Genomic DNA, 21,917 nt, shown 5'->3' on the forward strand with positions numbered 1-21,917 from the left:
AATCATTTCGGGGGGCTTCGGGGCATTAATTGTGTGCTCATAATGTTATTCTAATTTAAATGTTACTGGTAATGTAAATCTTACTCTCACGTTTCTGCCGTTTTGTTTGCCCGGATTCCAGTTTGGCATCAGTTTCACGGCCCTTGTAGCCTCTTCATCTAAGCCAAATCCTACACCTTTAGCAACTTGTATATCTGTAATGCTGCCATCTTTTTCCACAATAAAGCTCATAAATACTTTTCCTCCTACATTGTTTCTTTGAGCCGCCGACGGATATTTCAATGTCTTGTTTAAGAATTTGTACAGCTCACTCACACCACCGGCAAAAGTTGGTTGTACTTCTACATGTATGAATGCTTCATTGCTTTCTTCTACCTCGGCTACTTTTACTTCGGCAGGAGGAGCAACTGTTGGAGGAACTTCGGTAATAATATCGCTGGTTTCTGGTCCTTCTTTGTCCACATTGCTTATGGCGGCTACTTCGAGTTCAGCCTGTGTCGGAGGAACTTCTTCCATTTCAGTTGTCTCTACTACTTTGGGTTCCATAAACTTTTCTGTCTTTACCTCTACAATCTCTTTTGGAGGCTCCGGCTCTGGAAGCGGTTCAACTGGCGGTAGCTCATCCGGTTTGATAAGCCCTGGATTTAACTCAAAGATTGTTACTTTTTCCACTTTCTCCTTCTGATGCGCAAAAATGTAAGAAGTAATAAAGAGTGCTGAAAAAGCCGTAATGCCAATCCACATGGCACGATTCACGGTTGACTTATAAGTCGTACGAAGCTCATAGGCGCCGTAGTCTTTGTTTCGGTGCTCGAATAGAATTTCGTCGAGCGTCACAGGCGTTGTTGCCGTCACAGGAGTTTCCATTTTGTATGTAAAGTTTAAGTTGAACATTGGTAGTTTTGGTTAAACTACGATACAACGTTAAGAAACAAAATTGATACCTGCAAGGAAAATCTATAAATATTTAGATAATTATCTAAATATTTATTTTATAAAGATTTGAAGATGCATCTTTTAAGATTTAATTATAGTAATTTTTAGAATAAAAACGTGATTAATAGGAGAGGAGACTATATGAAAAAATCAGGTTGTTAGATGATTGTCTAAATTTAGATAATAAAGAAGGTAAAATCATATAGTCTCGCAACGTCTTGTGTCAGCGACTAAAGTCGCCGGCTAAGAAAACAACGGATTTATTTTCATTGCAAGCCGGACTTAAGTCCGGCTTAACATAAAAAATACCTTTGTTAATTTAGCCGGCGACTTTAGTCGCTGACACAAGACGTTGCGAATTCCCAATTAAATAATTTTCATTAACTTACACCTGATTAGCCGACATTCTAATTATGACCATAATTAACCAAATAACCCAATGGTACACACGCGCCAAACAAAACAAATGGTATCGCTGGTTTGCTGTTTTTTGCCGGATTACTTTAGCATTGGGCTTCATTCCATCAGATGGGGTGAAATTGATGGGGGAGCGGTTTACAGCCTTACCAGGCAATCATCCGTTAGGCCATTATTTTGATGCCTTGCACCAGACAGGCTTTTATTATACTTCTATTGGCATTGGGCAATTACTGGCTGCATTGTTATTATTGATTCCGAGAACAGCCCTATTGGGGGCATTGCTTTATTTCCCGATTATTCTCAATATTTGTATACTCACCTACGCCACCCGCTTTGAGGGCACACGTATCACTACTTTCATGGTGTTGGCTAATCTATTCCTGCTGGTCTGGCACTCCGACCGATTGAAATATCTCTTTCAATCCAGCGCACTTACTCCTGCCACAGAAAAGAAGCCATCTGACAACAAATTCCCGTTTGTATTCTTTGGAAGTGTTTTTGTAACACTGGCTTTAGTAGTAGTAATCAACCAGCATATATATAATATCCGGCCGGGTAATTCTTTGGAAGAATGCACTAATGGCTGTGCAGGCAACCCCGGCGCCTGTGAATTTTGTGATTGTATTTATAATCAGGGCAAAGGCCTTGATTCGTGTTTGAAGGTGTATGAGGTGGCTAAAAAGGCAAAGTAGATAGTTATTTGATTTACGGAAAATATTGATAATCATATACCCGTTTGAGCGACCGCCACGGCGGACCGTTTCAGTCGCTGATACGCAGTCGAAATGTACGATCACAACCCATTATAATAATCCACCACCCGTGCTAAATCGTATTCATTCTTAAACGAAATATTCTCTTTCTTGATAAACGCCTCAATCTGTTCCTCCTTATCCTCCAAAGCCTTTACAACAGAGCTTTTCTTTAATTTGGCTCTGCTTAATGAGCCATCCGGTTTCTGAATAAAATACTCCGAATTGTCACGGTATTCATCATACCGACGGTCGACATTCGAAACGGCCGAATAATTGGCTTTATTCATCATTTTGCTTACATATTTCAGCAAGGAGGTTTTATTTTTATACAGCACCATCAGGTAAGCTACAGGCACAGTACCGCCCTCAGTTTTCAAATTCTCAAACTTGGCAAAAGGATAACTCACGTTATGTTTTGCATCATTAATGATAAAGCCCGAAATCTGCGCAGGATTAACCACAATTGAGTCTCCCACCGAGCGTTTAAATAACAACTCCTTATTCTGCGAATCATATTTCAGCGGAACACTCTTGGGTGCTTTAGTATTTTCTTTCACAAAAATCAATTCACCTGTCAGCCATTCGTCTATAAAATATTTCGAACCCTTAGTGCCTTCATAACGCAAATCGTAGGCGGCCATGGTAGTCATAGTTCCGGCGGGAGTGCCATTTACACGGGCCATATTATTGGTTGCCACAGCCGTAAGCACTTGAGAATCCTGTGCCAATACTGCGGTAAGGCTAAAGAAGAGAGCGACTGCAAAAGAGATAGCTTTCATTAGATTGTCTGGTTTATATATTGCAATATAACCCTAAAACGAAAAAAAACCGCTAAGTGCTTAGCGGATTCTCTATATTTTTTATTGGACTCCGTGCCACGCGTATACTCGTCAGTAAAAGCGCGTGGCACGGTTAAACTCAGTAGTCTAAAAGTCAACTTTCAGGCGCGGAATTATCTCAATACTCATGAGGTAAAGGGATATTCACCCGCTCATGCCACGGCAACCCTTGCGTATTCAGCAAAGCCATAAATGGGTCAGGATTCAGTTCTTCGCAATTCCATACACCCGGTTTCAGCCATTCTTCGTTGGTCAGCATCAGCATCGCACCAATCATAGCTGGTACACCCGTAGTATACGAAACCGCCTGCGCTCTTACCTCACGGTAACACTCGGCGTGGTCGCAGTTATTCCATACATAATAAGTTTTATCTTTACCGTCTTCGTCAATTCCTTTAATCTGACAACCGATTGAGGTCTGGCCTGTATAGTTTTCACCCAAGGTATCAGGCGCAGGTAATACCGCTTTCAGGAATTCTAAAGGCACAATGTCCATCCCGTTGAATTTCACAGGGTCAATACGGGTCATACCCACATTTTGCAGCACCTCTAAGTGCGTCAGATAAGCCTGTCCGAAAGTCATCCAGAATCTGGCACGTTTTAGCGTCGGGAAGTTCTTCACCAGCGACTCCAGTTCTTCATGATACAATACATAAGATTCTTTCGGCCCAATGCCCGGATAATCAATTGGTTTATGAATCGACATCGGCGGAATTTCTACCCACTCGCCATTTTCCCAGTAACGGCCATTCTGTGTAATCTCACGAATGTTGATTTCAGGGTTAAAGTTGGTAGCAAAGGCTTTTCCGTGATTACCGGCATTACAGTCGATAATATCGAGGTAATGCATTTCGTCAAAATGATGTTTGTTGGCATAGGCACAGTAAACCTGTGTCACGCCTGGGTCGAAACCGCAACCCAATAGCGCCATCAAACCCGCTTCTTTGAAGCGATCCTGATACGCCCATTGCCAGCTATATTCAAATTTGGCTACATCTTTTGGTTCATAATTGGCCGTATCAAGATAATGCACCTTTGTTTCAAGGCAGGCATCCATAATGGTTAAATCCTGATAAGGGAGTGCTACGTTGATGACCATCTTAGGCTGAAAGCTGTTAATCAGCGCTACCAGTTCAGGCACATTATCGGCATCAACCTGAGCAGTTTGTATTTTTACACCGTGCATTTCCTGAATATCGGCGGCAATTTTATCGCATTTCGATTTGGTTCGGCTTGCTAATAGAATTTCCGTAAAAACGTGGGAGTTCATGGCACATTTATGAGCCACTACACTGCCGACTCCACCGGCACCAATGATAATTACTTTTGACATTTTTATGTATTGGAGGATGAATGAATATTAGCTAATCAACTAACTAAATCCCTTAAAGTTTAAAACAAGGCGCAAAGATAGTATTTTCAGAAAAAATAATGGCTGATTGTATATTGTTTTTCGGTGAAGAGTTTGGGTGATGATGAGACTATCGTCCTCATTTTATTAAGATTTAAGAAATAAGCCTTCATAGATTCTTGCTCAATCGGCCCTTCGGCTCCGCTCAGGTACCGATTCGAGAGACTAATATTTTTTTAATAGAACTTAAATAGTGATTCGAGTTTTACAGCGTCTAGCCCGGTCCCTGAGCGGAGCGGCCGCCGCTGCGGTCGAAGGGCGCGGCGTTAGCCATTTTTACGTTGATACAATCCTCATCCAGCAAATCAAAATTCACCGTTAGATAAAAAAACAAAGACATTATTCAGAAACCATGCATCCTTTTCGCTCCGAAATGCGTTATATCAATAATTAAATCCCAGAAACCTTTTATCAGAGATTATGCAAAAGACTACAAAAACTGAATCACCCATGAAGTATGGAGAGCTAGTAATAGTAGCCATACTGACGCTTGTTGTTGCTGTTGGACTCTATTTTACGAATGTGAAATTATGGTAAGATAAGTTCGCTGTTGAGCAAAGATATTGAATAAGAATTACCCCCAAAAGGCAGTCACTTTTTGGGGGTATATTATTTTTTCCTCTATTGTTTAAACACTTTAAGCTTTACCTTAATTTATAACCAAGTGTTAAGTTACAGCTGTAAGTATTATTGGTTAATTTAATATCTCCTCTGCTTTCAATAGAGGGTGTCAGATTAAACATATACTGACCAGTCAGGTCAATTCTGAATCTATTGATTTCCTTAGAAATACCAATTTCAGGTCTACCTCCAAAATAGAAATTGCTATACTGAAGAAATCCATTATAGATAGATGATTTTAATATTTTATCTCCTAATGCCAAATTAACAAAAGGACCCGCCCCTATAAAAACATTCAGGACTTTATCTTTAATAAATATATACCTGAATGTAGTATTCAGATGTAAATAATCTGCTTTCTCCAGAACATCTATTTTTTCTGTCCCCATTTCAAACGAATCTTTACCTTTTAGTTGTAAATATCCTATTTGTGACGATAAATAGATTCTCTTTTTTTGTAGGTAATCTATCCCTATGGTTGCAGAATAAGATGTGGTAGTTGGTTTTTAAATATATAATCCAGGTTTATAATGATAAGAGTTAAAAAGTATACCATTATCTATTTTAATGGTTTGTCCATAAGAAATGGTTACAGACATTAAAAAAAATGCAAAGAAGTATTTTAGATTCATAGAACATAGATGTTTTAGTTGTCACAATAAAAAAGTTGTTTATTATATATAATTTACTGAGTTGCTCTTTTGATGAAATGACTTTTATGAATAATAAAAATCAGAAGGTTTTTTAGTCTTTTGCATCCACTACCAATTCTGTCTGTAGTATATTATTCCTAACGTTGTAATTACCTTGTATATGTTTTACTATACGTAAAAAAATTAAACCTGATATAAAAACAATGAGCCCGATACAATACCGGGCTCATTCCTAAAAAACATAATACAAATTTTGTCTAAAATCTGAAAGGCATTCCTCAAATAGAACTACTCCAAAGCCGCAACACCCGGCAAAGTTTTGCCCTCCATATATTCTAATAAGGCACCACCACCTGTCGATACATACGAAACGCGGTCGCCATAGCCGGCGTTATTGATAGCTGAGGCCGAATCGCCGCCACCAATCAACGAGAATGCGCCATTTTCTTCGGTAGCTTTTACTACGGCTTCTGCCACAGCATTGGTACCGGTGGCAAAATTCGGGAACTCAAAAACACCCATCGGGCCATTCCAGAGAATAGTTTTTGATTTTTCAAGAATCCCGGTAAATGTTTTGATCGTTTCAGGGCCAATGTCAAGACCTTCCCAATCAGCAGGAATTTCTCCGGTTTTTACTACTTGTTTGTTGGCATCGTTCGAGAATTTATCCGCACAAACGTTGTCAGATGGTAACACAATCTTCACACCTTTTTCTTTGGCTTTGGCCAGTATTTCTAAAGCAAGCGGTTGTTTATCAGCTTCCAGCAGAGACTTTCCGATTTCGCCACCTTGTGCTTTCGTAAAGGTATAAGTCATACCACCGCCGATAATCAAGGTATCAACTTTATCCAATAAACGCTCGATGATTAATATTTTATCTGAAATCTTAGCACCACCCATTATCGCTGTAAACGGACGCTCAGCGTGTTCCAGAATCTTTTGTGCATTGTCAATTTCAGCCTGCATTACGTATCCGCAAACGCGGTCTTCAAAAAACTGACCGATAACTGCCGTAGAAGCATGTGCGCGGTGAGCAGTTCCGAAAGCGTCATTTACCCATACATCACCCAGTTTCGATAGTTTTTCTGCAAAAACTACATCACCTTTTTCTTCTTCTTTATAAAAACGCAGGTTTTCAAGCAATAATACCTCGCCTGGTTTCAGGCTGGCTGCCTGTTCAGCAGCTGACTCTCCGATACAATCGTCAGCAAATTTTACTGATACGCCTAATATCAATGAAAGCGGATTTACCAGGTGTTTCAATGAGTATTTTTCGGTTGGGCCATCTTTCGGACGTCCTAAGTGAGACATCAGAATACAAGAGCCACCATCTTTTAAAATCTTCTTGATTGTAGGTATAGTTGCAGTAATCCGAGTGTCATCAGTGATTTCGTATTTGTCGTTCAGAGGGACATTGAAGTCAACTCTAATAAGGGCTTTTTTGCCCGAGAAATCATAAGTATCTAATGTTTTCATCATTGTTAGATAGAGAGTGAGTAATAAGCCTGAGCAAATGAGTAAATTTACTCATTCTCTTTGTGCTCAATCTTTTTTGGGGCCAGACGTTTTTCTTACGACAAATATAAATTTTCTTTTCGCTAACATCACGAAATTTTACTACGATTCTTTTACTAAATACCAAAAAATCTTTTAATAATTATATTTTTTCTTCGCTTATGAAAAATATTGTTTAGCCTAACAACTATTTTAAACTTTTCGGCGTCTTTCAGTTTGAAATATAATCGGGTAAGCCTTGATATGTATCTGAAATTAAGAACGCTGGTTTCAGTTTTTTCGTAAATTTGAACTCATTTCCACTATTATGAAGTCAGTTATACTTTTATTAAGTTTTGTGTGTTGTTCGTTCCTGGCTTTCGGGCAGGAAGATGATGAGTATTATCAAAAGCCAAGTCAGCGGGTTGATGTAAAAAACAGTGCGTATCCGAACCTTGACCGTAAGTCGGTAAATATGTATATTGGGGTAGAGGGAGGCATGGAGGCTAACCAGTCTACGCTCATAAACAACCTTGACGGGCTGATTGGCAAGCAAAAAAGCAAAGATTTGTATTGGGGCATTGTGTTGGGCTATAATATGAATGATGTATGGTCTATCGAAACAGGCTATTATAAAAACCCAAGCTATGTGATACAGTCGTTAAGTTCGGGCAGGTCATTTCCGTATATTTATCGTTTAGGAACATCGCTGCAAACCATTCCGATACGCTACAAACGTAAGATATTAACGATAGACCCTATCACTAAAAATGCCACGCTTCATGTGGGAGTAGGGGTATTACTTTCGCCCGATGCCGGAAATAAAAAAGTAGGTCAGCGCATTTTTAACGGAATTTCTTTTGATCCACAGAATCCGAAAGACACGATGAAACTCCAGATAACGAGCGAAGCTTTTTTAAATAAAAGTGCCGTAGCTCAGGCCGAATTTCAGGTTGAATTGCACGGGAGAGTATCCAATAGCTTATCAATTGTGGTTTTTGCCAGAGGCAACGTAGCCCCAAAGGGCCTTGTACGCTCTGATATTAAATATACCGTCAATCAGGCCTTAATAGATAAAGCCCAGCAACTGACCAATGGCATCAGCTTTAATTTTGGCCTGGTATTCAGATACAACATCATGCGCAGCTATAAGTACAGGGATAAGGAGAACGAGGAGTAGGGGGATATTTGATTAGTATTCAAGAAATAAACGTTTGCGGAATTGCCAGACGTGGTAGAGACAGGGCATTGCCCTGTCTCTACGTTTGTACATATTTGGTAGTAGTTTATAAATACCTTTATAATTTAAAGAACGATTAGTTCTATAAGTTTAATTAAAGAATTGTGCAACATTGTGCCTCATAGAATACATAGTGGCAAAACTGTTTAGAGAATCGTCATTTCCATTTCTCCCATTATTGCTCTACCTTTGTGCAGCTTTCAACGAAGCCTTTATCCCATGTCTGATACAGCTCCTGTTATTACAATTATTAACCGCCATTATCCACCGAATCCTGGTATTACCGGAGAATCTGCCTGGGATATGGCTAAGTATCTGATAGAAAAATACAAGGCCGAAGTACATATTGTGCATATTGACCGCACTTATGACGGAGGCGGACAAATCCGTCAACCCATTGGTATACTCCACCCGGTTAATACCATTTATGAGGGTAAAAACGGCTTGCTGAAACTCATTTCTGGTACGCTGGACGGGCTTTTCCTGATTCTGAAAGCCAGAAAACTGAATAAAGGCAAAGTGATAGTAATGACAAGCCCACCGCTATTACCTTTCTGGGCCACATGGTTTCTGAAAGATTGGGTACTATGGTCAATGGATTTATTCCCCGAAGGATTTGCTGCCGCCGGTACTATCAAACCCACTAATTTTATTTATCGTTGGGTGTTGAAAAAAACGTATCAGAAACCACCTCAACATCTCATTGCTCTGGGGCCTAATCAGGCGACGTTCGTTAAGCAAAGCTATCAAAAGCAAATACCAACTACCATTCTGCCATGCGGCGTATTGTTCCATCAGGAAAATGACCCTAATGTGCCCGAATGGAAAAAGGACGACGGCAAAATCTACTTCGGCTATTGCGGCAATTTAGCCAAACCTCATTCAGACGAATTTCTATTGAGATTCATCGATAATCTGGATACACAAAAGCACCATTTAATACTAGCCATTTATGGCGAAAAGGCAGATGCTGTATTAGCTTATGCCCAGGGTAAAGAGGGCATCACGATTCTGAAAAGTGTCCCACGCAGCCAGTTACATTTCATAGATGTACATCTGGTAAGCTTGCTACAGGAGTGGACACATATAGCAGTTCCCTCAAAAGCCGTAAGCTCTATCTGTGCCGGAGCCAGTATGCTATTTTGCGGCAATAAAGAAGCCGATACATGGGCATTGCTCCATAAGGCATCGTGGTTGATAGAAGAAAACAAACCATTAGATGCGCAGATAAAAACCTTCCTCGCAAACCTCACCCCAGCAGAAGTGCAACAAAAAAGAGCCAATGCGCAGCATTTGATAGAAGACTTGCAGATGATGGTAGTCAATGCCTACGAAGACGTAAGAGGGCTGGAGTTCCCTTCCCCATTGTTGGGGAAGGGTTAGGGATGGGGTCTTTTCTACTCCCTTCACCACCTCCTTAAACTACTTTTCAAGCACTTCTGCCTATACTCAGCCCCATTTACCATTTAATAAATTTTAGGTGTTTAGCCGGAATAAATCAGCATGTTTTTCTAGAATTGTGTATCGAATCCTTATAAATTCTATTCGCAATCTATATGAAAATCTCTACTTTATGCATTTGGGTGGTCATACTTTTATGTTTTAAAGGTTTGCCTACGCTGGGTCAAAGTGTTACAATAAACCCGAGCGGTATCAGTCCGCTTACTCCTCGCCTGAGCAATGAGGCTATTCTGGCTCTTCCGAACCCACAAACAGGAGATTTGGCTTATGACCTTACCTTTCTGTGCCTGAGAGTGTATAACGGAAGCGAGTGGCTTTGCAGTTATCAGGACCCTGATAATATTGTACCGGATATGGCACTTTTGGCTACAACGGGAGGTACAGGTGGTTCTTCTCCTAATGGAATGGCTACCGATGCCGTTGGCAATATTTATATAACAGGTTATTTTTCAGGAAATGCCACTTTTGACAATATCAGTAAAACAGCGCTCGGATATGATGATATTTTTATTGCTAAATATAACAAAAATGGTAAAGTTTTGTGGGTGCAGACAGCAGGTGGAACCAGTGAAGAACATGGTAGAGATATAGCACTGGATGAAAACGGAAATTTGTATATCACCGGATCTTTTAATGGTACAACTACTTTTGGAAGTACTAACAAGACATCAGCCGGTGGGACGGATATTTTTATAGCCAAATATGATACAAGCGGGGCTTTTAAATGGGTAAGAACCTTTGGATCTACCGGCAATGATGTGGGCAATAGTATAACAGTTTATAATAATACCAATATCTATACTGCGGGGTATTTTAATGGAGAAGTAAATTTTGAAGAAAGCCCCAGTACTTCCAACGGTGGTTCGGATATTTTTTTATTGAAATGTACTCCTGCAGGTAATTCCGTATGGGTACAAACAGCCGGTGGTTCAGGTAACGACCAGGCATTAGATGTTTATGCAGAAAGCAGCGGTGCAGGCATAACGGGGTATTTTTACGGTACAGCTTCTTTTGGTACAGAAGCCAGAATTTCGGCAGGTGGTACAGATATGTTTTTTGCCATATATAATCATGAGGGTGATATGAACATTTTGCAGACAGCAGGTGGCCCTGGTGCGGATGCCGGGCAAAGTTTAGCAATATTGAGTTTTTTTGGGTCTAATTATTATGTAACAGGGTATTTCTCAGGCACCGCCACTTTTGCTGATAAGACCGCAACCTCATCGGGCGGTAGAGACATTTTTATGGCTATCTATACCAGTTCTTTTTCAGACCCGCTTCAGTTATTAAAAACGGCAGGAGGTTCATCTGACGACCAGGGTGAGAAAATAATAATGAATGAAATTGGCAATAATTTTTATGTGGCAGGTAAATTCTCAAGAGCCTTTTCAATTGATAATTTAAATAAGTCTTCGAATTATGACTCTAATATTTTTATAGCACAATTTTATATGAATGGTCATATTAATTGGCTGAAAACAGCTAGCTCCAGCAATGTAATAGAAGTACAGGATGTAGCCATAGATGCTGCCGATAATCTGTTAGTTACGGGGTATTTTTTCAATTCTGCCAGATTTGGCAATTTCAGGAAAACCTCAGCAGGAAATTCTGATACTTTTCTGTTAAAATTAAAATAGGGGTTATGTTGTTTTGTGGCAACAAAGAATTAGACAGTCCAATGAAGCGGACACAATGCATCGCTCGGCGAACCGTGCATCTCTGCAGAAAAAGAGCTATTGATTGCTTTCAGTTTTCCTCCCAATATTCAAAACCCGTTATATCTACATAACCCAATGTATAGTCTACAAAAAGACCATCTTTCTTTATATGCAGGTATTTTGGGTACTTGAAAGGTATTATTGTATTCCCGTTTTTATCAATTATTCCATAATATTCGTCTTTTTTTGCCGGAATTAAATCATATACCATACCTGAGGTCTCTGCATAAATGAGAGGAATTATTTCTTTGCCCTCTTCATTTATAAATCCATACAAACCATCCTTGCTGACTCTTGCTAATTCTGGTGAGTAGCCGCTATGATTATGAGGGACGAATGGAGCAATGCTGTCGTAGGTATCATCAGGAATAACTACTTGTGCTGCTTCATTCAGAACCGAGTATTTGCTATTTTCATGGATGATCCATCTCTTTTTAGTCCATTGACAAATACCACCATACTCATAAACAAATGGAATAATCACTTTCCCTTCTGTGTCAATTACCCCAAACTTATTATCTTTTGCAATAACACAAAAACCATTCTTAAAGTCGTATCCCCACTCATTATCGTCATATAAGTAAGGAATAACAAGCTCATTCTGCTTATTAATGAAACCAATCTTCCCGGCTTTTCTAGCCATCACAAGCCCATCATGAAAACCCTCATCCCAGCCCCAGTAAAATTGTCCGGAATCAGTAAATTCCAGCTCTAATGGTATTACTAACTCTTTTGAAAGATTCATAAATCCATATCTCAAATTTCGAATGTCTATCACACTTATTAGCCCTTCCTGAAATGTCTCTCCAAAAGACCACCCATGGGGTAATGTAAAAACTTCACCCTTTTCTGTTATCCATTTCGCGCCATGTGTATAAATACCATTGTCATCCATTCCCAGATAATTTCGGGGTACCATCATTTTTCCATTATTATCAAAAAAAAGCTGTCTTTTTTCCTGGTCTGAAATATGTTTAAGAAAGAAGTGTCTAAGATTTTGATTAGGGTAGGCAAACGGGATAAGAATTTTCCCGTTTAAATCAAATAGGGTATTATCGATAAATTGATTATTCTCTATTTCATCCAGAATAATTCCCTCTTCATATATTTTTGGAGGATTACCATAGATAATCGGTAGTATCTCTTGTCCGCTCATATCAATCACTCCAAATTTATTCTGAAGCATAACTACGGCCCTTCCATACTGAAACAGTGAGGCAGAGTCATATATACAAGGAATAATTATCTCTTTGGTATCATAATCTGCATAGCCCCATTTATCTTTTTTTCTGTAGGGGATTAGTCTCTTCTTTTGTGTATCTGCAGGTGTATTTTCTGAAATATTCATTGATGGGTTTTGATGGAAAGTATTTTATTAGTGATTTTGGTTGAAGCTAAACATTTGTGAGAGGGGTAGGTTTTTGTGTATAACGATTTCCGTAACGATGGACCGTTAAATAGTCATACACTAAAACTCCTATAAACCCCCAGATACCGCTCCTTCACCACGGCCTGCGAATAATTCTCCAATACCTTCTTCCTGGCATTGTTGGCTAAGGCCTTGGCATCTGCCTCAAATAATATCCATTTAATTCCCTCTGCAAAATTTTCGGCTGATTTATAGGTTGCTAAATACCCCGTTTGCTGATGTTCAATCATCTCTGGAATACCACCCACTTCAAAACCCACTGCCGGAGTGCCGCAGGCCATCGCCTCCATAATGGTATTTGGCAGATTTTCCTGAATAGACGGAATCGTAAACACATCAGCCGCCGAGTAGATTAAGGCAATTTTTTCAACATCAGAGATTCGTCCTAAAGCATGTGTTTTAAAGGGCAGCATTTGATTCAATTCCGCATCGCTTTCTCCCAGAATCACTAGTTCAATCTCATCAGGATTAGAAACCTGCTCTTTTAAAATCCGCAAAGATTCCTGAAAATAACTGAAACCTTTCCAGATAACCGTCACCTTTGCGGCTGCGAATAAAATGAGTTTTTTATCGATGGGCAGGTTTAATTTTGCTCTTGCCTCTGCTTTTGTAGTAGGCTTAAAAACGTTTATATCTAAAGGATTCGGAATAGCACTAATAGACAGGTTTTTAAACAGATTACTTTTGCGGGCTCTGTTAGCTAACCATTCGCTACAACCAACAATCTGAATTGGAGGGAGTTGAGTCATATCACCAAAAATTTCATGCTTACGTTGCCAGACCTTAGCCGATAAATCATCAGGCGAGGGATTCCGCAGATAAGGCAGGCAATTCCCACAATGCCCCTGATAATTCTCACAGTCGCCACTATGGTGGCAACCACCCGTAAATGCCCACATATCATGCAGCGTCCAGACAATAGGCTTGCCTAAACTGAATAGCTTTTTAAGAGAGTTGATGGAAAGAAACCCGAAGTTGACCCAATGTAAATGCAGAATATCGGCTTCCTGTACTAAAGGGTGCTGCGAAATATCAATGCCTGTATTGGCAGGAGAAAACGCAAAGCGCACTTCTTTGTTTTTCTCATACTGACGGAAATACAGACGCTCAGTCACAAACCGGATGAAAGCCCTTTTCTTATCAAGCCAGCTTTGGGCTACAGGTATTACATCAGCCCGGTTACGTTTTTTTTCCTGCACCAGTAGTTTGGCTTCAATGTCATGTTCTTCTTCCAATACCGACAATAATCGTAAAGAGGCAATAGCTGCACCACCCATGCTGTCGTCGGTATTTATGAGAAGAATTTTCAAGAATGAGTCGCTTAATTATGTCAGTAATAGCTGCGAATTACGCAAAATTTTGCCATATCTTTAACGCGCGTACGATAATATTAAGTCCCTACAGACTACAAATGTATTATAGTCAGCAGTTTATTCACCTAACTTATATTGAAGTTGTTTAGGATTATTCCTTTTATTTAAAAATATGTTGTTTTGGCTGCGCCTGCATCAAATAATTTCAACCTTAGCTCTGCTATGGAATTCCATTCGGGCTTTCATCATTTGATTTGGCTCGCTTAAAACATCCCTATTTTTAAAAAGCAACGAAAATCCTAAACAACTTCATTGTCTTTACAAAGTGTAATCTTTATATTAATAAAAAAAAATATCTACAATCATGTAAGTTTTTTACCTACCGTGCGACTAATTGTTTAAACAAAGCATCAGCGAATGGAAAAGGATTTTATTCAATTGATCAATACAAACCGGGGCCTCATTTACAAAGTATGTAATTTGTATTGTCAGGTCGATGACGATAAAAAAGACCTTTTTCAGGAGATTGTTTTGCAGTTATGGACATCTTACCCCAAATTCAGAAACGAGTCGTTAAGTACTACCTGGTTGTATAGAGTGGCACTGAACACCGCCATTTCCAATTTCAGAAAAGAAAGCCGCAAGCCCGAAAGAAGTACCATTTCAGTCACAGAATTGCAGATACCTGATATGAACCTGCATCAATCTGAAAACGATGATTCAGGCTTATTACAAAAGGCTATAGAAAAACTATCAGAGATTGACAAGGCCATCATCATGCTTTATCTGGAAGACAAAAGTTATGACGAAATCGCCGAAATCATTGGTATCACGCACTCGAATGTGGGGGTAAGAATCAACAGAATCAAAATCAAATTAGAAAAACTCATTAAATCGAACGGCATATGAACTTAGATGAACTGAAATCGGCATGGAAAGTATACGACCAGAAATTGCAAACCTCTCAACTGCTCACCGAGCGCATGATTGTAGGCATGATAAAAGAAAGGTCACGGTCAAGAGTCGCAAAAATCAAACGCGAGAATACTGGGTTCTTTATCCTGATGGTAGTCGAACTGGTAGTTTTAGGCGCTGTCTTCCTCGGCAACCCCTTTGATTTTATTTATCCCATCCAGTTTGTGCCTTATGGTTTTCTGGCAGTCGGTATCATCATGGCCATCATAGCCATCTACCGAAGCAACGCCATCGTAAACGTTGATATGAACAGCACCACTCTGGGCGCTTTTCTGAACCATGTAATTAAAGAATACGAAAAAAACAAGAAACTGGAGGGCTGGTTCGGAATCCTGATGCTTGCCTCCGGATGCCTGACAACCTTATCTTTTTTGCCCAAAAAATTAGCCAGACAAGACTTATCCTCTGCTCTGATAGATACCCTTATCCCACTGGCTGTTTGTCTGTTTGTTTATTATATAGCCTTTAAATTGGGCGCCTTTAAAAATCGTAAAAGCGAGGGTTTCAAGGAAGATTTGAGAGAATTGGAGGAATTATCGAAGGAATTGGAGGGGGTGTAGGTTGGTTTTTGATGTTTGTCGCCCAAATTCACAATCCCCTGTCAGCGACTGAAACGGTCCGCCGCAGCGGTCGCCGTCTAAGATAACAATGGAACAATTTTAGTATGTAAAGCGGACTTAAGTCCGCTTATGTAAAAAAAACCTTTGTTACTTTAGCCGGCGACCGCTGCGGCGGACCGTTTCAGTCGCTGACGGGGGCATCGGCAAATGGCGATAGTATTTAAAATTAAGTAAAACATATATTAACACTCGCAGAAAAACTCTGGCACACTATTTTCGTATATTTTATGCGTGTTATAAATTTATTGACTGTTTCGGTCGTTATTTTAAAAATCCATCACTTGTATGAAAAAAGTAATCATTCTAATCACGCTATCGGCTGTCAGTGCATTCCTGGGATTCAGTTGCGAATCCGGTGCTGACCCTATCGGAAAAACAGACGATTCAACGTCTAACACAGTAGCAGGAGAGTATCAGGCAGTTGTTGCTTTCCCAAACCTGACTTTTGATGACCCCGTTGAGTTTACGCATGCCTATGATGGTACCAACAAGGTATATGTCATTGAGCAGAAGGGTGTTATCCGGGTATTTGATAATGTGTCCACAGCAGATCAGGCGGCCGTATTTCTGGACATTGACGCTCGTGTAGATGCAGGCGGTGAAATGGGTTTATTAGGGCTCGCTTTTCACCCGAATTTTGAAACGAACGGCTATTTCTATGTCAACTACAACCGTAATTCACCGTCCCGCCAGACCGTTATCTCTAGGTTTAAAGTCAACTCAGGCTCACAAACGGCTGATGCCAGTAGCGAGAAAATCCTCCTGACTTTCGAGCAGCCTTACACCAATCATAAAGGAGGCAAACTGGCATTTGGTTCTGATGGCTATCTCTACATTGCCACAGGCGATGGCGGTAGTGGCGGAGACCCACAAAACAATGCCCAGAATCGGAAGAATCTCTTAGGCAAAATCCTGCGCATAGACGTGAATGTGGAAGACAGATTAAATTACGGGATACCCAAAGATAACCCATATGTAGGCAATACTGAGGGTTTCAAAGAGGAGATTTATGCCTATGGCTTGCGTAATCCGTGGCGGTTCAGTATCGATGCTTCCACCAACAATATATGGGTAGGTGATGTAGGACAAAACGAGGTAGAAGAAATTGATGTGATAACCAAAGGTGGCAACTACGGCTGGCGGATAAAAGAAGCCAACGATTGCTTTGACCCGACAGGCAATTGTGGACAAGCCAATCTGGTAGCACCTGTATGGAGCTATAAACAAGGCAATGATGGCCGTTCGGTCACAGGTGGAGTGGTATACAGAGGTAAAAAACTACCGGATCTGGTAGGGAAATACGTCTTTGGCGATTATGTAAGCGGCAAAGTATGGTCTTTAAAATATGATGGCGCAAAAGCCACCGATAGTGGCGATAAAATAGCCAATGTCAGCAGTATTTCGGCCTTTGGCGAAGATGCCAATCATGAGCTATATATCCTTAATTATGGGTCTGGTAAGGTGTATATGTTGGAGAAGAGAGCAGCGGGGAATTAAATGTCTTAATTAAAAATCCGTTTCCGTAGGCCTGGCAAATTCCAGAAATATATGTATTAGATTGTAAAGCCCCTTGGAGCGGATGCCATGCGATGTCTGCTCCAAAGGGTTTTACAATAAAAATGGCCATTATCTTTTATTCGCAAATGAAGTTTTGGGCTCTCCCGGACAAACGGAGCGAACGCCGCGCGATGTGGTTTGAGGTTGCGATACTATTGCCTTATTATCAGTTCAGGAGTGGGTTTATCCTGCCTGTCCCGAAATGAACATTATCGCAACGAGTATAATGATTAATAAAGACCATACCAATATACTACGGACACTCGGACGTGGCTTATCAGTAAGAATACTAATTCCTAATGGAACTAAGGCTATGCAAAGTCCTGAAGTTGCTATTACTGCCATTGTCGAACTTCCCTTGAGTACACCCAACATCAGAGCCGACATAACTGCTAATGCAATAGCACGGATAAGAATAAGCGTGCCGGATAAATAGGCTCCGATGGCCAGAATGATCCAACCGAGAACAATACACATGGAGAAAGTAGCTACTATATGGAAACCGCCATACGAACCAGCTATCGTCTTTGTTGCCTGTTCTACCCCCTGTATATGGACTAACTGAAATGCCAGATGATTGATACCATAGTGGAAAGTACGGGTAAATAAACCAAACATAACGAAGCTACCACCCCAGAAAGCCCAACCGGGCTTTGTACGACCAATGAGGTGAGTTAAAGTAAGAATAGCAGGCCATAGTAAGATATTACCCGCCAGAAAAAGACTATACCCACTGCTGATTCTCACAGGATATTCAGCAAAGGCTTTTAATTGTTGCGGAAAGAAGAAATCGAAGGGTAAAAGCACTACCTCTGCCAATAGGAGTAATAGTGGTGCGATAACCAAAGATAATCCACCAATCCATCGACCGGGAAACCAGAAGGTAGTATTCAAGGATAAATCAGTTCTTGACATTTGTATCTTTTTTAGGTACAAATATATTGTGTAATACAAGCTAATATGCAATACATATTACATAGGTGGAGTTTTTCAATTTTCAGTGGTTGGGCAGTTTCTGATGAAGTGATGTTTATAAATTTATATTCTTTACTCCTATACCTTGAAGAATACTTTCAAGTCCGGCAGCAACTCGCTGCTGAATTATTCGTTAGGGCTTGCCGGATAGTATTGTAGGGGAACCGTGCTTCTCTACAACAGGTTTTTAAGAATCTCTTACCTCCTCCCAAAACCAACAACCATCTGCCACAAATTCCGCATCGCCCCATTCAGTTCAGGCGAAATTTTGCTCCAGTAAATAACTACTCCATATAGCAACGTAATAGCAGTAGAACGATACCCAATATCAATCACAGTTTTAAACTTCGTCCCCTCAGTAACAGGTATCAGACTAACGGCAAATCCTACTACAATCATAATCAGCAGCACTTTCGGAATGTCTATCGTAAAAGGCTGCATGCCTAATTTCCACCAGACTAAAGCATACCGCATAGTATTGTAATAAATAGTTGATAGTGCAAGAGCAAAGGCAGCGCCATTCATACCATAGATTGGAATCAGTATCCAGTTCAGCAATACAGTCAGCCCAATCAGGCTGACCATGATATAGGTATCGAAGCGATAATAGGGTGAGAGCATCAGAATAGTGCCATTCAATCCGGTGGCTAAATCAAATAATTTGCCTAAGCTCAGAATAATAATAACCCACTTACCTTCTTCAAAACCTGCCGGGAGAAATTCAAAAAGGTTGTCGAGATTCAGATAAATACCCAGAAAAATCCAGCAACCGACTATGAGCGAAGTAGTGCAGCTTTTCCGGTAAATGGTGGCAATATTTTTCAGGTCATTGGCCGCAAACGAGTCTACTATAATCGGAGCTGATGCTTTGTTTAAAGCCACTAACGACATGCCCATGACACTTCCAAAAAAGGCAGCCGTACTATAAATACCCGTTTCCTGTAAGGTGCTCATGCCCGCCAGCATGATTTTATCGATATTCAGAATAATCATTGACGAAAAGCCCGGCAGGATAGTCAGAAAACTATAGACAGCAAATTCTCTGGTGAAATTAGGCGTCATTAAAGAGAAATCCGGCTTTAAAGAAAATCCATCTAATTGGGTTGCCTTCCATATCATCGGTACCACATACAAGGAAACCGCTAAAACCCATACCCAGATGTATTGAGAGAAATCAAGGATATTGAAGACCACCAGAAACAGCGAAATCATAATCAGAAAACGCTGCAAAAACTGTGATAGAAAGGTTCCGGTTACGGTTTCGTAGAGGTTTTTGGCATAGTTATCAAATAGGTTAAAGAGTAACGTAGCGAAGGTAATAGGTAAAAGAAAATAGAAGTTAGCAGCCAGAAGATTGGTTTCCCCCTTACTGGCAATCATCCAGTCTTTCAGAAAAAACACGCCGATACTGCAAATCAGAAAACCAACCATACCTATTGAAAGTCCTAAAAACAAATAGCCTCTATGCCCATGCCTGGCATCTCTGAAACGCACAAAAAAACGACTTCCGGCGGCATTAAAACCCAGAGAAGAGAGCTGTACCATCACATACATATAAGAGAGCAAGACATTCGTTAAACCGATTTCTTCCTTTTTAAAGAAATTGGGAAATATAAAAAACTGAGATATAAAGCCCACCAATACCCCTGCATACGAGAAGATAGTACTGATAAAGGCTTGTCTTTTAATTACGTTCATTTAGATATTTAATGATGGAATATAATTGATTTTTATATTTTACCACGAAGTTAACCGGAGTTAAGCACAGAGTTTCACAGAGGATTACATTTTAAACTCAGTGCAACTCCGTGCCAAACTCTGAGTAACTCTGTGGTAAAACATTGTTCCATTAAAATTTTATCAATTAATTCTATGAATTTACTTTGTCTGAACCACATTACTCATTCCACTCTCATTATTCAAGCGGTCAAGCGAGGTCACTACATACGTATAAGATTTACCCGACTCATAATTTTTGTCGGTATACCCCAGCATCCCCTCGTTGCGCACAATGCCTATAATTTTGGCTGAGTTATCAAGGTTAATCTTTTCATTTTTCTCAAACCGATACACGATAAAAGCATTGGGTTCATCTCCATCTTTCGCAGGTAGGGCAGGGGCATCCCAGCTAATGAGCATGCCTATATCATTCACCTTTTTTGCTACCACATTTTCGGGGGCATTGGGTGGTACATTATCTTTCCAGGGCATAGTAGGAGGGAGCGCCGGATAAAAATTCAGCCTTCGCAACGAATCATTTACCGACAGTTCATTTCTGCTCAAAGGTTTGGCACTATAAAAAATACTTCCCGAAATCTGCGGTTTGCTGCGGTTATATCGCACCTGTCGCGGTATCTGATTGGCCTTTTCCCAACCCACTTCATTACTTCCTGCTTTTACCCGATATACCCCATGACCGATATATAAATGTCGCTCATATGCGTGTTTTGTCCACCAGTTAGCCAATACGCCGTAAGGTACTTTACCAAACTCAAAACTAAAGTATATCTGCGGAGCAATATAGTCAATCCACCCCTTTTGTACCCACTTTTTGGTATCAGCATACAGATTATCGTATGAGGTTTGTCCGCCTTGAGTGGGTGAGCCACTCGGGTCAACAGAAGCATTACGCCACACACCCACCGGACTAATCCCGAATTTCACCTTAGGCTTAACCTCCTTTATTCCATCACTGATGCCTTTAATCACCAGATCTACATTATTCCGTCGCCAGTCTTCTATATTCGTAAATCCATTTTTGTGTCTTCTGAAAGTATCATCATCGCGCAATTTCTCATTGGCAATGGTATACGGGTAGAAATAATCATCAAAATGAATCCCATCCACATCATAATTCCGCACAATATTCAGCACCACTTCGGTGATATATGCCCGCACTTCCGGTATCCCCAGATTAAATAATTTGTAGCCCCCATAGCTCAGAAACCACTCAGGTCTAGTATTCACCAGATGATCTTCCGCAATACTTTTAGCCCCTTTTTGTGCCCCCCGGTTCATATTCAACCAGGCATGAAACTCCATATTACGCTGGTGCGCCTCGTGAATCATAAATATCATGGGGTCATAAAAAGGTTCGGGAGCTTTGCCCTGTTCACCTGTCAGCCACTCCGACCAGGGTTCTTTGCTTCGGGCATAAAAAGCATCGGCGGCGGCTCTTACCTGCACCAGCACGGCATTCATGCCATAGCTTTTCTGGCGGTCAAGCAGGGTTCTGAATTCTTGTTGCTGGGTTTCTGAAGGTAATCCTTTACGCGAAGGCCAGTCGATATTTTCAATAGTTGCCACCCACACTGCCCGAAATTCCCGTTTAGGCCCGGGAGACTTGGAAACAAATTGCTGGGTAACTTTTTTACTACAACCACTCAGGAAAGCATAGATTATCAAATAGAAAGCAGCGTTTTTCAAATACATCTAAAATCAGTTTTGAAATTTATGTTCAAAATTAGATAAAAATTTAACCCAACGGCTAATTTTTGTTA

The 21,917-nt window shown here is 40.4% G+C and carries 17 protein-coding genes; 7 read left to right on the plus strand and 10 right to left on the minus strand.

The features are described 5' to 3' along the window. Nucleotides 1–45 precede the first annotated feature (45 nt). Nucleotides 46–867 carry an energy transducer TonB gene (locus D0T08_RS10360; RefSeq protein WP_116982548.1) on the minus strand — a complete coding sequence of 274 codons (822 nt, stop codon included), beginning with the start codon at nt 865–867 and terminating at the stop codon, nt 46–48. 482 nt (nt 868–1,349) lie between these two features. On the opposite strand from D0T08_RS10360, the gene D0T08_RS10365 reads away from it, so the two are divergent. Beyond that, a complete protein-coding gene (locus D0T08_RS10365) occupies nt 1,350–2,048 on the plus strand; it encodes a DoxX family protein (RefSeq protein ID WP_116982549.1) in 699 nt (232 codons plus the stop codon). A gap of 101 nt (nt 2,049–2,149) precedes the next feature. On the opposite strand, the gene D0T08_RS10370 is transcribed toward D0T08_RS10365, so the two are convergent. The 4 genes from D0T08_RS10370 to D0T08_RS10385 all read right to left on the minus strand — a co-directional run bounded on the left by D0T08_RS10370 (nt 2,150) and on the right by D0T08_RS10385 (nt 7,111). Then, nucleotides 2,150–2,890, minus strand: coding sequence for a hypothetical protein (locus D0T08_RS10370; protein WP_116982550.1), 741 nt, complete (start codon nt 2,888–2,890; stop codon nt 2,150–2,152). A 178-nt stretch (nt 2,891–3,068) separates the two neighbouring features. After that, nucleotides 3,069–4,283, minus strand: a complete 1,215-nt coding sequence (locus tag D0T08_RS10375; RefSeq protein WP_116982551.1) for a saccharopine dehydrogenase family protein — start codon at nt 4,281–4,283, stop codon at nt 3,069–3,071. A gap of 722 nt (nt 4,284–5,005) precedes the next feature. Further along, entirely contained in the window at nt 5,006–5,371 is a 366-nt protein-coding gene (locus D0T08_RS10380) for a hypothetical protein (protein ID WP_116982552.1), read from the minus strand. 552 nt (nt 5,372–5,923) lie between these two features. Further along, nucleotides 5,924–7,111, minus strand: a complete 1,188-nt coding sequence (locus D0T08_RS10385; RefSeq protein WP_116982610.1) for a phosphoglycerate kinase — start codon at nt 7,109–7,111, stop codon at nt 5,924–5,926. 346 nt (nt 7,112–7,457) lie between these two features. On the opposite strand from D0T08_RS10385, the gene D0T08_RS10390 reads away from it, so the two are divergent. From D0T08_RS10390 to D0T08_RS10400, 3 genes are all read left to right on the plus strand, one after another. Beyond that, nucleotides 7,458–8,309, plus strand: a complete 852-nt coding sequence (locus D0T08_RS10390; RefSeq protein WP_116982553.1) for a hypothetical protein — start codon at nt 7,458–7,460, stop codon at nt 8,307–8,309. Between the two features lie 279 nt (nt 8,310–8,588). Next, nucleotides 8,589–9,752, plus strand: coding sequence for a hypothetical protein (locus D0T08_RS10395; RefSeq protein WP_116982554.1), 1,164 nt, complete (start codon nt 8,589–8,591; stop codon nt 9,750–9,752). 173 nt (nt 9,753–9,925) lie between these two features. Continuing rightward, entirely contained in the window at nt 9,926–11,467 is a 1,542-nt protein-coding gene (locus D0T08_RS10400; protein WP_116982555.1) for a hypothetical protein, read from the plus strand. Between the two features lie 109 nt (nt 11,468–11,576). On the opposite strand, the gene D0T08_RS10405 is transcribed toward D0T08_RS10400, so the two are convergent. Beyond that, complete coding sequence (locus tag D0T08_RS10405; protein WP_116982556.1) at nt 11,577–12,896, minus strand: WG repeat-containing protein; 1,320 nt, start codon at nt 12,894–12,896, stop codon at nt 11,577–11,579. A 113-nt stretch (nt 12,897–13,009) separates the two neighbouring features. After that, a complete protein-coding gene (locus D0T08_RS10410) occupies nt 13,010–14,287 on the minus strand; it encodes a glycosyltransferase family 4 protein (protein ID WP_116982557.1) in 1,278 nt (425 codons plus the stop codon). A gap of 420 nt (nt 14,288–14,707) precedes the next feature. On the opposite strand from D0T08_RS10410, the gene D0T08_RS10415 reads away from it, so the two are divergent. The 3 genes from D0T08_RS10415 (at nt 14,708) to D0T08_RS10425 (ending at nt 17,382) form a co-directional block, all read left to right on the plus strand. Next, the gene (locus tag D0T08_RS10415; RefSeq protein WP_116982558.1) at nt 14,708–15,199 is read left to right on the plus strand and encodes an RNA polymerase sigma factor; all 492 of its coding nucleotides are present in this window, start codon (nt 14,708–14,710) and stop codon (nt 15,197–15,199) included. Further along, nucleotides 15,196–15,825 carry a hypothetical protein gene (locus D0T08_RS10420; RefSeq protein WP_116982559.1) on the plus strand — a complete coding sequence of 210 codons (630 nt, stop codon included), beginning with the start codon at nt 15,196–15,198 and terminating at the stop codon, nt 15,823–15,825. Before D0T08_RS10415 ends, D0T08_RS10420 begins: the two co-directional genes overlap by 4 nt. Before the next feature lie 345 nt (nt 15,826–16,170). Further along, the gene (locus D0T08_RS10425; protein WP_116982560.1) at nt 16,171–17,382 is read left to right on the plus strand and encodes a sorbosone dehydrogenase family protein; all 1,212 of its coding nucleotides are present in this window, start codon (nt 16,171–16,173) and stop codon (nt 17,380–17,382) included. Nucleotides 17,383–17,625: 243 nt separating this feature from the next. Here D0T08_RS10425 and D0T08_RS10430 read toward each other — a convergent pair whose 3' ends face one another. The 3 genes from D0T08_RS10430 to D0T08_RS10440 all read right to left on the minus strand — a co-directional run bounded on the left by D0T08_RS10430 (nt 17,626) and on the right by D0T08_RS10440 (nt 21,849). After that, complete coding sequence (locus tag D0T08_RS10430) at nt 17,626–18,357, minus strand: hypothetical protein (RefSeq protein WP_116982561.1); 732 nt, start codon at nt 18,355–18,357, stop codon at nt 17,626–17,628. Nucleotides 18,358–18,615: 258 nt separating this feature from the next. Beyond that, on the minus strand, nt 18,616–20,115 hold the full coding sequence (locus tag D0T08_RS10435; RefSeq protein WP_116982562.1) for a lipopolysaccharide biosynthesis protein: 1,500 nt from the start codon (nt 20,113–20,115) through the stop codon (nt 18,616–18,618). Between the two features lie 180 nt (nt 20,116–20,295). Beyond that, nucleotides 20,296–21,849, minus strand: coding sequence for a glycoside hydrolase family 10 protein (locus D0T08_RS10440; RefSeq protein WP_116982563.1), 1,554 nt, complete (start codon nt 21,847–21,849; stop codon nt 20,296–20,298). Nucleotides 21,850–21,917: the final 68 nt, after the last annotated feature.

This window comes from Emticicia sp. C21 (genome assembly GCF_003418935.1).
Lineage (GTDB): Bacteria > Bacteroidota > Bacteroidia > Cytophagales > Spirosomataceae > Emticicia.